The organism is Parabacteroides sp. AF17-28, assembly GCF_003479205.1.
Taxonomy (GTDB): Bacteria; Bacteroidota; Bacteroidia; order Bacteroidales; family Tannerellaceae; genus Parabacteroides; species Parabacteroides acidifaciens.
Genome location: NZ_QUGV01000014.1, coordinates 113,620 through 130,009, shown reverse-complemented (window position 1 = coordinate 130,009; position 16,390 = coordinate 113,620). Strand labels below are relative to the sequence as shown.

Annotated in this window: 4 protein-coding genes; 2 read left to right on the top strand and 2 right to left on the bottom strand. The window is 42.7% G+C overall.

All coding sequences use genetic code 11. From position 1 onward, the window contains the following. Positions 1 to 1,407: 1,407 nt before the first annotated feature. Positions 1,408 to 4,740, top strand: a complete 3,333-nt coding sequence (locus DWW90_RS20985; protein WP_147382426.1) for a DUF6383 domain-containing protein — start codon at positions 1,408 to 1,410, stop codon at positions 4,738 to 4,740. Positions 4,741 to 5,229: 489 nt separating this feature from the next. Here the strand turns inward: DWW90_RS20985 and DWW90_RS11940 are convergent, their stop codons facing one another. Together DWW90_RS11940 and DWW90_RS11930 are read right to left on the bottom strand one after the other, a co-directional pair. Further along, complete coding sequence (locus tag DWW90_RS11940; RefSeq protein WP_122345123.1) at positions 5,230 to 8,628, bottom strand: DUF6383 domain-containing protein; 3,399 nt, start codon at positions 8,626 to 8,628, stop codon at positions 5,230 to 5,232. A 776-nt stretch (positions 8,629 to 9,404) separates the two neighbouring features. Continuing rightward, a complete protein-coding gene (locus tag DWW90_RS11930; RefSeq protein WP_122345121.1) occupies positions 9,405 to 13,304 on the bottom strand; it encodes a DUF6383 domain-containing protein in 3,900 nt (1,299 codons plus the stop codon). A gap of 629 nt (positions 13,305 to 13,933) precedes the next feature. Between DWW90_RS11930 and DWW90_RS11925 the strand changes: the two genes are divergently transcribed. Beyond that, a complete protein-coding gene (locus DWW90_RS11925) occupies positions 13,934 to 16,366 on the top strand; it encodes a glycosyl hydrolase (protein WP_158582838.1) in 2,433 nt (810 codons plus the stop codon). Positions 16,367 to 16,390 lie beyond the last annotated feature (24 nt).

The following is a 16,390-nucleotide window of genomic DNA, read 5'->3' as shown; positions in this document are numbered from 1 at the left end:
ATACTTTTTATTCGATTCTAATAATTCTTTGCAAACATACGAGGGCTTTGGGCGGTTCACAAACCGCCCCTGCGACAACATTGTACTCACCGATAAATCATCATTTACCAGTTTGGGATAAAACCTGTTCCTTTGCGATCCCGCGTCGGAGCGCGGGAAGGGGATAGCTCAAATATGCCAAGAAGTGAAGCTGTTTCTAATTATTTAAGAAAAAACGTCAAAACAACTAACACCTGCCACCTTTTTGCGCATGTTGCTGATAATTACATAATTATCGGGTGGTAGATGGGTGTTAGGTAGCCTTTTTTACCGACACCACCTGACACCCGACCAACATACTGTTATTTATCGGCTTCGCTTCGTAGGAAACTAATCCGTTTCCAACTATCAACTAAGTCAAAGCATACAGTAAACTATTGTGTAAGATATTGTGGACTGTTTATACATAGTACTACTTATCGCATATAGGTAGTTACTATGTATCGGCAACAGGTAGTAACTATGTATCGCCTATAAGTAGTAACTACCTGTTATTAATGACTGATATGCCGTGACTTAGTTTACTGTTGTTTTCGGATTAGTTTACTGTATGTTTTGACTTAGTTTACAGGTAGGGAGGTGAAATTTATATGTATGTTGGTCGGTGTCGGTAAAAGGGTACCTAACACCAACTAACACCCACCTGCCACCAGATGAACTGGCTGATTATAAGCTATATAATCACAAAAGGTGTTAGGTGCTGGTTCAATTACACTTTTTCTATAAAAAAGTATCAAATAAAGTCAGAGAGAATAGATAAAGATGAGAGATGGTTTGGTTTTAAGAAATAATGAACCATCCCGTTCCCGCGCTCCGACGCGGGATCGCAAAATGACCTGCCGTATCTTGGACCGTAAATCATCCTTTTTATTCCCTAAACCTGGGGGATATGTTGCATAAACGGTATTGTTTTGTCCTGTAACCCATATGTTTTGGAAAATTAAGGGCGTTTTCCCTTGTTGATTCGGAAAACCTATTTACCTTTGCAACGATTCCGTAGTGGGCAGCGGCCCACGGAGCGCGGGATCAATTACATATTGTAAGCATTTTACGAAGATTATTCCAGTTCCTAAAATCTGGTAAATTTTTAAGTGTGAAGGAATAATGGACAGTAAATGCTTGCGCTGATTACGTATATAGAATGTCTACCATTTTAGATGGGTGGATTATATATATCGTATAGGCGCGGGCTATTGTTCTATTATTTTCACACGGGCTTACCAGAGCCTTAGGACTAATAATAGACAATTAGACCCGCGTTTTTTTATGCCCGTTCATAATCATTCGCGGGGGATTGTCTTTCCCCTTCGTGAAATTAGTTGTTGGATTTTTAAACACTATTTTATTAACAATTAATTTTTAATGATTATGAACAAGAGATTTTCTACTCTTTTGGCTGCCGCTCTGGTAGCCGGTGGATTGTCCTTCAATGCGGCTGCTACAGCCTATTTACCCTCAACGGTAGATGGTGGGACAGTTAAAGAAGGAGTCAATGCGTATCTAAAAGCTGGAAGCAATTATCTTACAGTTGACAAGGATGGTTCTCTGAAAGCTGTTACAGGTCCGTTAACTGGAGCAAATCTATCTTCCGCTCTTTGGACTATTAAAGCTGTTCCTACAACAACTGTTACAGGAACAACTTATGCTTATCAATTTACAAACAAAGGTACAGGCCAGTTGCTTTCTATCGAATTGAAATCGAATAAAGCAGCTTCTGGTAAAGATAATTTGAAAATTGAAGCAGGTAATACAAAATGGGGATGGGATCAGACCAACGGTTTGTATGCACTGACTACTGACTCTGTTTTCTGGATTGATGGAAAAGATTTGAAGGCCGCTAAAGGTTCTACAGTTGGTACTCCTACTGCGGCTATTACTTACGAAGGAGTTGCAGCAGATGCAAACATTGAAATGACAGCCGACGACTTTACTGCTTTAGTAAAAGATGGCAAACTGTATTTCAATGGTGAAAACGTTTCTACGGGTCAGAAGAATGTTTTGACGGCTAATAAGTGGACGGCTGAAAGTTATAAGATTGCGACAGAAGGATTTGCAGGCAATACTTCTCCTGTCAATGTTTTATATTTGACTAACGGTGAAAAAGTAGCCGGTTATGATAATGCTTTGGCTAAAACAGATAATAAGAAGAAATATCTGGTAGTTGATCATAGCTTCTATAATGCTCCGGCAAATACGTTGAATATTCTGACTGTTGATACATTGTCGTTTGATCCTACTACAACAGCTGCAGATGGAACTACAGCTAAAATTGATGCTCGTACAGTTATAGGAGGCAAACATCATCCGTATGCAGCAGCTTTCAAAGCTGAATACTACATTGCAAATAATTCTATCGTGTTGACTTCATTGTATCAGCCGGCTTCTATTTTGGTAACAACGACTTTGGATAAGCTTGCTACTCTTATTGCAAATACAAAATTAACAGATACAGGTAGTGCTATTGCTAATTTGAAAGCTGCTGTCGCTGCTTTTTATGCAGCTAATAATAGTGGAACAGCAGGTACCAATTTCCCTGCCGCAGATGTAACTTTTGCAGCATCCAACTTTGCTAATAGTGGTCAAGCATGGCAAGCAACATCTGGCTCATCAAAGACTGGAGCAGAGTTAATTGAAGCTGCTGAAAAAGTTGTTTCTGACGCAAAAGATGCATCCGGTGCAACAGATGCAGAGAAAGCAACATTAAAAGCTGAAAAAGCTGCTGCTACTGCATTTATTAATGCCTTGAAAGGACTTACAATCGTAACTCCGACATCAGGTACAACTGGTGCTGTTGCTGCTGTTGTCACTACCGATAAATACAAAAACGAAGCAAACTTCGAAGACGGTTTGACTGCTTTAAGTTATGCAACAGCTAATAAACAAATTGTTGTCCGTAAACTTTCCGATACAAAGGTTGTAACAATTGCTACAGCTAATGATGCTTCCAACCTGATTGCTTTGATTCAGCCGTATGCAACTAAACCTGGTATCGGTGGCGATGCTGAAATTCCAGAAGGTTTGTACTATATTATCAATGCAATGAAAGAACAGAGTGCCGGTGTTGCTAACCAATATTATGGCTTGTACTATGATGAAAGCCCGGTTAATTCTGCTAATTATGTAGGAAAAGCTCAGGCATTCAATCCGTATGCACAGTTCGTAGTAGAAAAAGCTGCTGGTGTAGATAAAGGTAACTATACGATTCTGAATCGTGCAGGTGAAACTAATACGCAGACTGTAGATAAGTGGTTTGGTGTAACGAATGTTGTCGACAAAGACAATAATATCTATACTATCGGTGGTGACACCATCCAGTTAGTAGCCGCTGACGACGTAGACGAAGACAACGCTTATATCGGTTTCAAATATATCACAGCTAACGATGCTAAGAACAATAAGTTCACCATCACTTCTGCTGCCGACGTATTGGCAGGACAGAGCATTGTAATGACAAAAGACTCTACTTTGAAAGTTGCAGCTCCGGAAGACGAAGTATTGTACACTTTAGTTCCTTCTGCTGAAGGCAAATACGGCGTAGAAGATGCTTTGAAGAAAGTAACTTATACAATCATGGATGCTGACAGTGCATTTATCATCAAAGATGCAACAAAGGGTTATGTATTCTCTAACGGTAAATATGCAACTAAGAACGGTACTCCGGTTCAGTTCTCTATGATCGCTGTCGATACGGATTCTACTTTTGTTTTATATGATGAAACAGCAGTTCCTGATCCTCTGAAGTTAGTTGTAAGCACTCAGTACAAGACAATCTCAGGCGAAGCTCTGACAGCTCGTAACGACATGTTCATCATCAAACCACAAGCTGCTCCTGCCTCTTACAAATCTCTGCCGAAACACGTACGTATCCAGGCCATCAACGGCGACTATGCCGCTGTTAACGCTAAGAACCAGGGTATCGCTGTCCGTGAAGGTGATTTGAAAGCTGATGCTTATGACAACTTAGACTTTATCTTCTGGTTGGATACAGCTCATTATGAGAATGCAGCTCCTTACACTTACTACATCACGAAGGGTGTAAAAGAAACAGAAGAAGTGGCTGCAAGCAGACTGTATATGTGGAACTCTGTAGACTCTGCTGCTGCGAAGGATGCAAACAAAGAACTTCCGTACATCTATGGTACAGGTGCAAACCGCGTAATGTTCCGCACTGCTTCTATCATGGCTCAGGATACATTGTTAGTTCCGACTATGGATGCTGCTAAGATCGATACGGTTGCTGCTGCTGCAGGGACATCTAAGGACGGTTTGAAACATGCTGTTAAGGCAGGCGTTAAGAACTACCAGTTCAGCTTCGAATCTGCAAGCAAAGATGCAGACAACGAATACAACATCGTATGTCAGAACAACAATGACAAGAACTACGTTCACAACATCAACGGTGTATTGGCAATGGGTCCGAAAGAAGACGCAGTTGTCGTAAACGTTCTTGAAGTATCAGCAGATGATGTGATTGCAACAGGCAACGAAACGATCAACGCTGAAGGCGTAACGGTTATCGCTGCTAACGGTGGTGTTCAGATCATCGGTGCACAGGGCAAGAAGGTTGTTATCACCAACATCTTAGGCCAGACAGTTGCTAACACAGTTCTTTCTTCAGACAACGCAAACATCGCTGCTCCTCAAGGCGTAGTCGTAGTTGCTGTCGAAGGCGAAGATGCTGTAAAAGCTATCGTAAAATAAGAATGAATTTATAATCAAATAATTCTAAAATAGGCCGCGCGGGGTTTGCGCCCCAATTACCCTGTGACAGGCGAACAAGCGGTCAAGTTTAATATTAATAATACTAAAGTATATTGAAAAGTTGCCTTTCCCCTGTGAAGGATGAAGGCCGACAAAAGACAAGCCCCGGGAGATGGTAACACTTCCGGGGCTTCGTCGTTTTATAGGGTTGCCGCTTCTTTGTCCCTGTGCTTGGCGCGCCGTATCCTAAAAAATAAACTCTAAGTCATCTTTGCGATTGCTGTTTTTACAGAATTAAAAATCCCCGGCAGTATCATAACCGCCGGGGATTCTTTTGGGTCTGCATTCACTCTTCACAGAGGAAATGTCAGAAGAACTTTTTCATTTCATTACTTTAGTATTAATACGGTCACTTGTTCACCCATCGCAGGTTACTTGAAACAATGAAGTTCCGCGTGATCTTATTTAGAATTATTTGATTATAAATTCTTACTTAACAATTGCTTTAACAGCTTCTTCACCATCAACGGCAACGATAACCATTCCGGCAGGAACTGCGATTGTTGCGTCGTCGGAAGTGATAACTGTGTTAGCTACTACCTGACCTAAGATATTGGTGATCACAACCTTCTTGCCTTCGGCACCTGATACCCGTACGGCACCAACCTTAGCAATCACGTTTACACCTTCAACCGAGATCACTTCATTATCCGTAGCAATATCATCCTTAGAACCTTCTTCTACATTGAAGATCAGGGCATCGTCGCCACCGGTCTTAGCATTTGCGAATGTAGATTCTGCAGGATCAGACATTACCAAGCAACCATTCTGCATCTTCAACCAAGAAGCTCTTTCCGGAGCAATCTGCGGTTGATCTGCATGAGCCATCGATTCGAACAGGAACGAACGGCTTGATTCTACTTCGTCAGCTGCGATAGTCGGGTCGATGAAGCGGAATGACCAAGTGTAATACTTGTGGGCGTCGCCCTTCAGGTTCTTGATATAATAACCCGTACCGTTAGCAATACCGCCTTTCTTCGTATTAGCTGCGATAATAGCTGCGATGTCTACGTTTTCTGTCTTAACACCGGCGAACTGGTCGATCAACAGATACAAGCTGTCACCGATATGAAGAGCATCCACGAAACCAACGCGGTTATACTTACCCCACATGTAGTTATTATTAGCTGTAGAGTCGGCGAAGTTCACCAGGTAGTGACCTCTTTCGTAGCCTTCTACGTCAACATACTTGTCATGGATACAGTTTTCAGGAGCTTCATGTCCGGCTTCGATTTCTGCCTGGCACAATGGGCACGGGATCTTGATTGTGGTAGTCTTAGCAGCTTCACGATCGATCGATACCAGATACTGTGGTTTGATATAACCCAGACCACGTTCAACCCAAACTGAATCTACATAGAATGACTTGCCATCTACTGCTTTTTCAGCACCGTCGATTCCAAGGAAGTTGATTCCGGCGAACATGAAGTTCGGGTTCACTTCCATCTGCAGGTATTCGTTACGATACTTTTCGATGAAGCGCAGCGTGTCGGCAGCATCACCTTCGTTACCTTCAAGTGCTAAAGAGTTGAAGCGGCGATACAATGGTTGTTCAGCCAGACCGATTGAGAATGCAGAAGTACGAGCTTCGCAACCACACTGGTACTGCAGGATTGCATTAGAGGATTGATCGGCGACACCGACTTTGGTACATTCAGGATAATATTCAGATTCTTCACCTGCATCTACAGCAAACTTATTATCATACCATTCTGCAATGGCAGCACTTACTTCTCCTCTTCTTTCATCAGAAGCCAGAACAAACGCATAATAATGCTTTTTGTTATAATGGTTATTTTCCTTGAAGTAGAATGGAGTCGGTCTTTCCAAGTTAGAAGAGATCACAACACGGCCATCCAAATTCATTCCATCATAATTATAATCATTCTGAATACCGGCATAAGCCTTCTTTCCGTTTGCTTCCATTCTATAGATATAATACGGAGCTCTTTCCAACTGAGCCAAAGCCGGGATTCTTGCCTTCAATTCTTTCGAAACCAGAATACCATAATCTTCCGTATCATAACCTAATTCGCTCACTGGCTCAATGCCGAAGAATACTTCAGCGTCATTCAAGACGTTCAACACAGAGTCTCCACCCAGGATATTTACATAATTGTTTTCAGAGAACGGAGTGTAATAGTTGAATGCGTAGTTAGAGATCATCAGCTCTTCTTTACTCATATATCTGTAACCCAGGTTCGGATCAGAGATGATTTCATCTGCAACCTTTTCGAATGTCAACGTCAGCTTTTCATTTCCACTATAGAAATAGAGGCTGCCGTCTTCATCTTTATACAATTGTACAGTACCCCAAGACCAAGCAGTAGGATATTCGCGGTTCACAAACTCAATAGGAGAAGTCGAAGCTGCATATTCAGAAGTCTTCGTCTTCGTAATTATCCACTGGTATGCCGGCATATGAGAGACATCCTGTACGGGTTCGTCGATTGATGACCAGCCAGAGGTATAGTAACAATCAGCACTAATAGGCACTGCAAAATACTGGCCTTTAGCGTTACGGATTGTATAAACACCGTCTGCCAAAGATGTTTTATCGGTTTCTATAACTTCGCAACCTTTATAACCGAAAGAAATATCAGTTTCTTTCTTGTCGTTGATAGTTATAATACGTACTTGATCTTTAATCAGATCCTGAACTGTAACAAAGTTATTCTCACCTTTAGTTTCAACTCCATCTGCAACTTCCGGCAATATTGTTGTTTCTTCTCCTTCTTCATCTGCTACCCAATGAGAACCATCAACAGCTTCGTCCACATAATTCAAAGCTTCAGCAACCTGGATTACCAAACTGTCTTTAGAAGGATAATAAGAAAATGCAAATTTATATTGTCCTTCGATAGAGGATCTACTAATAGAATCTGCCGGAGATGTGGGTTTTGTACCAGCACCACTTGCCTGAAGTTTAGCATATTTCAAGTTATCCCAGAAGAAAGCGCGGAATTTTTCACCACTGGCATTTACGATTGAAGTATCAACACGCAAATAAGAGCTGTCTCCATTAAGGATATAGACATAATCGTCATCACTATCAATAGCTTCAGCAAAGAACTTACCTACATTTTTTCCATTAAAAGGATTAGGCACATCAACCTTTGTTCCCATTTCGTCCGGATTGAATGTCAGGGCTACCCCATTTTTAGCAGACTGCAGTCCGAAATAAGTGTTAATTTCGTTTGCTCCCAAACGGATTACATCTGCTTCAACCAACGTGAATTTAGTCAATGCCTCACCATCTGCATCCTCTGCATCAGCATAAGCATCAGATGCACCCATTTTCTTGATTAAAATCTTGTTTGACTCATCCTTAACAAGACCTATTACAGAGTCTGGTTTGATATAAGAATAGAGAGTTCTTTCAGGCTGCAAATTAGCAGTGTACTGGGTAGAGAATGCCCAACCGGAAATTTCACCGCCAACAAATGTAGAGTCAGCATCGAGATCAGTAACAGTAGCAACATTTTTTTCAAGGCCTTCCAACAGAGTTCCTGCATACTGAATATCCAAACGCTGCCCCGTTGCCTTGTTTGTAAAATCAAAGATAGGAGCTTTACCAGAACCTTCTTCGGTTACTTCAACACACCATAAGGAGTTTGCCAGGTTAACAGAAGCAATACCGTCTTCCAAAAACAAAGCGCCATTTTCCGACATAGATAAATAGCCTGTACTACCCTCACCCAAATCAACCTCCAACTGATACAACTTATCACTTGTTTTCGTCAAAGATGTGACCGGAGTGGTCGCACCAGCAGACACCGCCCCGAAGAGGGCAATCCCCGCTAAAAAAGTAGAAATCTTTTTGTTCATAACTAAACATTTAAATTAATAATACTAATATTGAAATCTTGTTCTAAACTTTTATTTGGTTAGGTTCTGTAAAATGACGAGCGAAAACGATCCTTTTTTTTAGTCATTTTTCGGGGGTGGTCGGGGGTTCGTCAGCTAAAAGAGCAGATTCGTACTCTGTAAGCTATCTTACTGATAAGAAAGCAGATATAATTGCAAAATTATTTTGGAAAAGAATTGCATGTTTCAAACTTATGCGTATTTTTGTGTCGATTTAATGACGAAAACAAAGGATCGTTTTTTTTCGTCATTTATTTTATGCCCTCTCATCCCCTATAATTCATAGCTTACATATTCTAAAAATTGCCTCAAAAGTCCACTTCCGATATACGGAATATCTTTATCCGATCAAATTGCGACGGCTCTTATTTTTCAGGCTATTACTTAAAAATACCTTCGCATTCTGAAATGACTGTAAAACATGCAAAAATCGACCAAGAATCGGTCTCTACAGAAGATTCGCGAAAAACGGCGTTATTTTTCCTTTTACCTCTTAACATCTATAAAGAAATGCTTGTTTCGAATAAAAAGAAGAAATCCCCGGCGGCATTGCTACCGTCGGGGATTCTTTTTTGTCTGTATTCTCTCTTCACAGAGAAAATAATCAGAAGAACTTTTTCATTTCATTACTAGTATTAATACGGCCACTTGTTCGCCTGTCGCAGGTTACTTGGAAAACGAAATTCCACGTGGTCAAATATTTAGAATTATTTGATTATAAATCGTAATGTTATTTCTTACTTAACAATAGCCTTAACAGCTTCTTCGCCTTCAACAGCAACTACAACTACACCTGCAGGAGCAGCGATTGTTGCATTATCGGAAGTGATGACTGCGTTAGCAACTGTCTGACCCAGGATGTTGGTGATCACAACTTTCTTACCCTGAGCACCGGCAATCTGAACCTTACCATCCAGAGCGATTACCTTAACAGAAGAAACTGTTACTTCATCGTTAGCGGTAGCTTCGTCTGTTGTAGAACCGAAGTAGAATACACCGGACTGACCGATCATTTCAGCCAATTGGCTACCATTCCATTCGTGTTCACCGGCAGCTGTATCATACTTAGCCAATACAGGAATACCGTTTTCTGTCTTCACCCAAGCACCCTTGAAAGAACCGATATTGGAAACACCTTCCAGATAAGATTCCAGCAAGAACGGTTCGCTTTCGGAAGCTGTACCCACTTCGTCATTCGTCTTACGCAGAGAGAATGTATGGTTCGTGTTCAGGTTACCGGCAATATCGTGACGAGTCACATATTCACCCTTACCATCTTCACCTACAGCCAACTTAGCAGGATCCAGAACGAAACCAGCCGTTGTATATTTAGCGTGAGAACCGTTATCCTTAATAGTCATCAGGTCATTCAAAGTGAAGCCCGGATTAACTACATACAGATATTCGTTTTCACCGTCAACCTGGTGGATACCTTCTACGAAGCCCAGACGAGTATAGCTATTGTACTTGTACAGGTCTGCATTGTGCATCATATTAGTTGAACCCTTAACAGAGTCTTCCAGATTTACCATGAACCAACCGGCAGTGTAACCGTTGTATGCTTCGTAGTGAACTTCGCCGTCACCTTCTGCAGCAGCCTGGTTATCCCAATAACCGTGGATTCTTGAAGGATCACTGCAGATATAACCGTCAGGAATTGAATCTACGCGAACACCGAACAGGTAACGTTGCATGTTAGCATGGTCATAAACAACTTCGTCAACATACAAAGCAGCGTTCTTTTCAACATTCATACCCTTACTTTCGATTCCTAAATAATGGAAGTCAGGATCGATCTTCTGGATATTCTGAACATTGTTATGGTCGTTGCAATCTTCAAACAGATAGTTGTTTGCATTCAGCTTGCTGTAGATCTTAATGTTACCGTTCAGGCCTACATTGTAGTCACCAGCGATGTTTACATACTGATTAACAGTACCACCATTGATATAGAATGCGCTTGAAACATCATTCGGCTGATCGTCCAGGTTGTTGTCGCGGATCACACTCATGTTAGAACCAGCTTCAACAGCGGCTTTCATCCAACCGTTTTCTACTCTCAAGTCATAGTTATCCCATGTTCTCAATGCTTCACCGGTCAGAGCCTTCGGCGCATTGATGTCAACGAATACATAAGCAGTATCAGTAGGAGCGCCATTAGCGTCATAATGAACTTGGTCAGCTTTCAGATAGAATACACCTAATTTGTTATAGTAGTTATCCAGATCTGAGAACTTCATTGCTTTGTAATAATAGCGACCGTCGTTATCACGAACAGAAGCCAGATACAGCTGGTCATTGTCGATCAGGTTCTGATCTTTAACCTTGATCAGATAAGCCTTTCTTGTCAATTGCGGCAGGATAACCTCCGGTTCAAAGTCCTTATTCAGAGGATCCAGAACAGCACCGAATTGGTTAACAAGAGCACCTTCGTCAAGCGGCAAAGTAGCTTCAGCGATTTCGAAGATTGTCGGATCTGCATCTGTTACAGAGATATTCTTACCTGCAACATGTTTCAAGATCAGGTTATCGTTGTAAGCATTGTTCCAGTTGATCTGGAAGTTGTTTTCAACACCGTCGTTCAAGAAGTCTTCGTTAAACATCTTATAACCGTGTGTAGAAGTATAAGCGATTTCTTCCGGAACTTCTGTGATCGTCAACAAATCTGCTACACGCAAATTCAGACCATCGATCCAACCTGAAGTTTGATAACCATTCATATACTTAGCCGAACGATCGATGAAGCGATAGCAATCAACTACGTTACCTTCTTTATCCAGACCTTTCACTTTATACAACTGACCTTCAAATACAACACCCGGATACTCGCGGTTCTGGATCTGTACATATTTAGCAGCCTTATCGCTCAGCGGGCAGCCCAGCTGTTTGATAACCCACATAGTAGAAGGCATCAAAGAATAATCCTGGTTCTTAGCCTGTGTATCATACATAATACGATCTGCCATATTATGAACGATGCTCATACCAACCGAACGCTGTCTTTCGTCACCGTTAGCCAGGTTGAGGTAGTACAGACCGGAAGGAACTGTCGTACGGGTCAGGTATTCGAACGGACGGTCGATAGTCATCTTAACCTTGAATTCATTAAGACCGTCGTTAGTCACAGTTACAGCACGCTGTGTATCACCAGGGATATCAGCAGCAGTAATTGAAACTGTCTTCGAGCCATCGTACTCATAGTCATTAACCAATGTATTCGCTTTTGTAAAATTATTTACAAAGAATTTCTTACATGCATCGGAATCAAGCCATTTAGTATGAGTATCATACTCTGCATCTGACTGAACTGCTGCATTCAACGGTTCAATCACAAGGCTATCATTTGTCGGGAAATATGTTGCACGGAAATAATAGCGAGCCTTCATATAAGCACCGTCATTTTCATTCGGAGTCTTTACGGCGAACTTAACAGAAGGAGAAACGTTCGGCTTCATTGTTGCTTCCTGATAACGAGCGGTATCTGCCAATAAATAGGTGTTAGTTCCGTGTTTCTGGAAAGTCAGGTTAAACTGTTTGGAGATAGGAGCAAACACTTCGCCATCGTTTCCTTCCTGTTCGTCAATAGAAGTTTGGTCAAGATCCTCATCACTCAAACCCAAACCACCTTCAACAGTTGCATCGTCATCATACGCAACAAACCATCCTTTAAATATGTCTGCGCCCTTCAAACCAGTAGGACTCATTACAAACTGGAAGCTATCAGTATTAGCTCTCAGATCTGCATCCATACGGGTATTGAACTGTTCTGCAGTCATAAAGAACGGCATTGCAACAACAGGACGAAGTTGAAGAGCCTCCTCCTTAACATTACCTAAGCCTGTTCCAGCAGCAGTAGATGAGATCACTTTTGCCTGAACCAATTTTCCGGCAGAAGCCTGATATTTAAATCCGTCATCCGCAAGTTTTGTTAATAAGCCATCGTTATTATCTGCTTCGTCTGCAAATGTCAAATACATAACTTCACCACCAGCCTGGTTATGAAGATATGAATATACACGTTCCAAATCAAAAGGTTCTGCGTCTTTATTCACAGTATACCAAGACCAGTCAGTAATCTCATCTCTCAACTCAGAGACTACGTTGTTGTCTATAACAGAATGATCAAAAGTCAGAGCCAATCCCGTTTCTTTATTTACATAACGGAAATAACCTCCACTTACGCCATCTTCTTTGCTATATTCGATTCTCCACAAAGAAGCATTCAATTTTGCACCATCAGCAGTAGCGTCTTTAGGTACAGCACGCAAATAAACTTTACCTGTTTCATAATCACGCTCCTGGATCAAGACGTACGGAGTTACGTCATTCTCATTTTCAGCTTTAAACTGATTTGCAAGAATAGAAGCTGGTAGTCCTTGCAATTGATTATCAATACCAATCTCCAACTGGTACAACTTTTCATCATCAATAAAATTGATAAACTTGCTGAATGTACCTCCTGTGGCCAACGTTGCGGTTCCATATGAGATGTCTGTAGATAAAGCAGGGTTTGACGCCTCCTTTTCTGAACCATTCAATGTTCCGAACGTACGATAGGCATCCTGTACCGGAGTCTGAGCCGAAACCGCCCCAGCCAGTAAAGAAAACGCCAAAAAAGTAGAAAACTTTTTGTTCATAACTAAACATTTAAATTAATAATACTATAAAATTGAAATCTCGTTCTAAACTTTTATTTGGTTAGGTTGTGTAAAATGACGAGGGAAAACGTTCCTTTTTTTTAGTCATTTTTCGGGGGTGTTTTGGAGTTCGTCATCAAAAAGGACAGATTCGTACTCTGTAAGCTATCTTACTGATAAGAAAGTAGATATAATGGCAAAAATATTTTAGAAAAGAATTGCAGGTTTAAAACTTATGCGTATTTTTGTCTCGATTTAATGACGAAAAGAAAGGAACGTTTTTTTTCGTCATTTTTATTTGTGCCATTATGCTATATTATTCATAGCTTATATCTCCATAAGATCATCTCAAAAACTCATTTCTAATATTCGGAATTCCAGAGGACGGTAAAAGAAGGGTAACGCTTAAAATTCGGGTTGTCAACTAAAAACGCCTTTGTATTCCAAAATGAACGGCAGGCACACAGAAATTAACCAAGAATCGGTCGCTACAGAAGATTTCCGAAAAACAGCGTTATTTTTCCTTTTGTCCATTAACACTTCTACAGAAAGGATGATACCTGCCATTTATAGAAATAAATCCCGTTATTCTTATGGGTACGTCCCGCTATTTTCCGAACTTTATCCCCATGAAAAACACAATTCTCATTATTCCGTTAGTCTGCCTGCTGACAGCTTGCGTTCACGACAAGCAACCAGCAGGCAAACCGTCGTCTGAACCGCTCCGTACGCTGGCTGAACAGTTTAAACAGCCGGCTGATTGTTATAAGCCTTATGTCTGGTGGCACTGGATGGGAAGTAACTTCTCCAAAGAGGGAATCACCAAAGACCTCGAGGCAATGAAAGAAGCCGGGATCGGAGGAGCGACTATTTTCAACCTGGCTTCGGCGGTACAGGAGACGCATGCGCCGACAGAGAACAATCCCTGGCCTGAACAGACTTTCCGCAGCGAGGCATATTGGGAAGCCTTGCGCTTTGCTGCATCGGAAGCGAAACGTTTGGGTTTGAAACTGGGCTTGCAGAGTACGCCGGGCTATTCTACATCGGGTGGCCCCTGGATTACGGAAGAAAGAGGAATGCAGCAGGTTGTCTCGAGCCGGACAAGCCTGTCGGGTAACCGTCTCGTCGAAACGGTGCTCGAAAAACCGGAACTGCCGGTTTACAAAGGATGGGGCAGCACACAACAACGGGCGTCCTACTATCGCGATGTCGCAGTGATGGCCGTCCCCGAAAAAGCGGATGTGAAAACATATGAGATACTGGATTTGTCGGATGCAATGGATACGACAGGCCTTTTGCGCTGGCAAGCTCCCGCCGGACAATGGACAGTCTACAGGATCGGGCATGCTCCTACCATGTCGAACCCGCACCCGCTACCGGATGACCTGATCGGGCATGCGTTGGAAGCTGACAAGATGAGTAAGGAACAGATGACCTATCACTGGCGATCGGTACTGGAGCCGTTGAAAGAACATTTAAAAGAATACATCGGCGATTCATTCACGCACCTTCTGATCGACAGCTACGAAGCGGGAGACCAGGATTGGACACCCGACTTCCGGAAAGATTTCATCCGCCTGAAAGGATACGATCCGCTTCCCTGGATCGCCTTGCGGAACAACGCCGGTGAACGCAACGACGTCAAGCAGTTCACCGAGGATTACAAAGAGGTGGTCAGCCGCCTCTACATCGACAATGGTTGGAAGATAGCCCGCGAGATGATAAACGAGGCCGGACTGAAATTTTACTGGGAGCCTTACTTCGGGCCGTTCGATTCATTCGAGTCGGTTGCCATTCCCGATATCCCGATGGGCGAATTCTGGACAGGCGGCAAAGGAGCTATCTGGAATACAATACCCAAAGCGGCACGGATATACGGCAAACGGATTGTGGGTGCCGAAGCATTCACCGGGCGTCCCGAGATCAGCCAATACACGGAAGATCCGGCATTTCTGAAACATACGGCCGACGGAAGTTTTGCCTCCGGTGCAAACCTGCTGTTCCTGCATCACTGGGTGCACCAGCCTTTCGACGACCGATACCAGCCGGGCATGGGAATGGGCTGGTGGGGAACGCATTTCGGACGTCACCAGACCTGGCTCAAGCCGGGAAAGGCTTTCTTCACTTATCTTGCCCGTTGCCAGATGTTGTTGCAGCAGGGAGTGTTTATCTCCACCGACGAACGCATGTTGCATCGGAAAACATCGGATGCCGACTTATACTTTATCATCAATCCTTCGGATTCCGTTGAGACACGTACTTTTGCTTTTGCCATGCAAAACCGGATTCCGGAGTTATGGCTGCCGGACAAAGGGATTATTTGCCGGGTTGCCGACTGGCGGGAATCGGCCGATTCTATTTTCGTCAACCTGAAGCTCAATGCAGACGAATCCGTATTCCTGATTTTCCCGGATAAGAAGGATAATGGCTACACGGCCATGATACAGCCGACGATAAAAGTGTGCGGAGAGAGTTCCCGTGAAGTGGCCGGTCCATGGCATATCAGCTTTGCGCCTAAATTGGGAAAACCTTTCCAACGGGAGTTTGCAGTTTTATCTGATTTCAGCGAGGATAAAGACACTACGATCCGGTACTTTGCCGGGACAGCGACTTACCGGAAAACAATTCCGGTGGATGCAAACTCTTTGGGAAAGCAAAAACGGATTTTACTGGATTTAGGCGAGATGAACGATATCGCCGAACTGACGGTAAACGGTAGGGAGGCGGGTGTTTTATGGTATCCTCCCTATCTGGCTGATATTACGCCCTGGATAAAGGCCGGTGAGAACGAGATAGAAATTGCAGTCACCAACAACTGGGCAAACCGCTTGATCGGGGATGAACAGTATCCTGCCGATTTCGAATGGGGACAGGACCGGGGAGAGAAATTAGGACGCGCCATGAAAGCCTATCCGGAATGGTTCCTCCAAAACCAACCGCGCCCGTCAAATGGAAGGAAAACATTCTCAATCTGGTATTACCACCGGAAAGATTCACCCCTGCAAAAGGCGGGGCTGCTGGGTCCGGTACGAATTATTGAGCAAGATGTCGAGATGGAGTAAAAGTTTCATCAGGGAGAAACTTTA

Bases quoted from the DNA above. Each gene is read 5' to 3' on its own strand.
- DWW90_RS20985 (WP_147382426.1), top strand. From the start codon at position 1,408: ATGAACAAGAGATTTTCTACTCTTTTGGCTGCCGCTCTGGTAGCCGGT.
- DWW90_RS11940 (WP_122345123.1), bottom strand. From the start codon at position 8,628: ATGAACAAAAAGATTTCTACTTTTTTAGCGGGGATTGCCCTCTTCGGG.
- DWW90_RS11930 (WP_122345121.1), bottom strand. From the start codon at position 13,304: ATGAACAAAAAGTTTTCTACTTTTTTGGCGTTTTCTTTACTGGCTGGG.
- DWW90_RS11925 (WP_158582838.1), top strand. From the start codon at position 13,934: ATGAAAAACACAATTCTCATTATTCCGTTAGTCTGCCTGCTGACAGCT.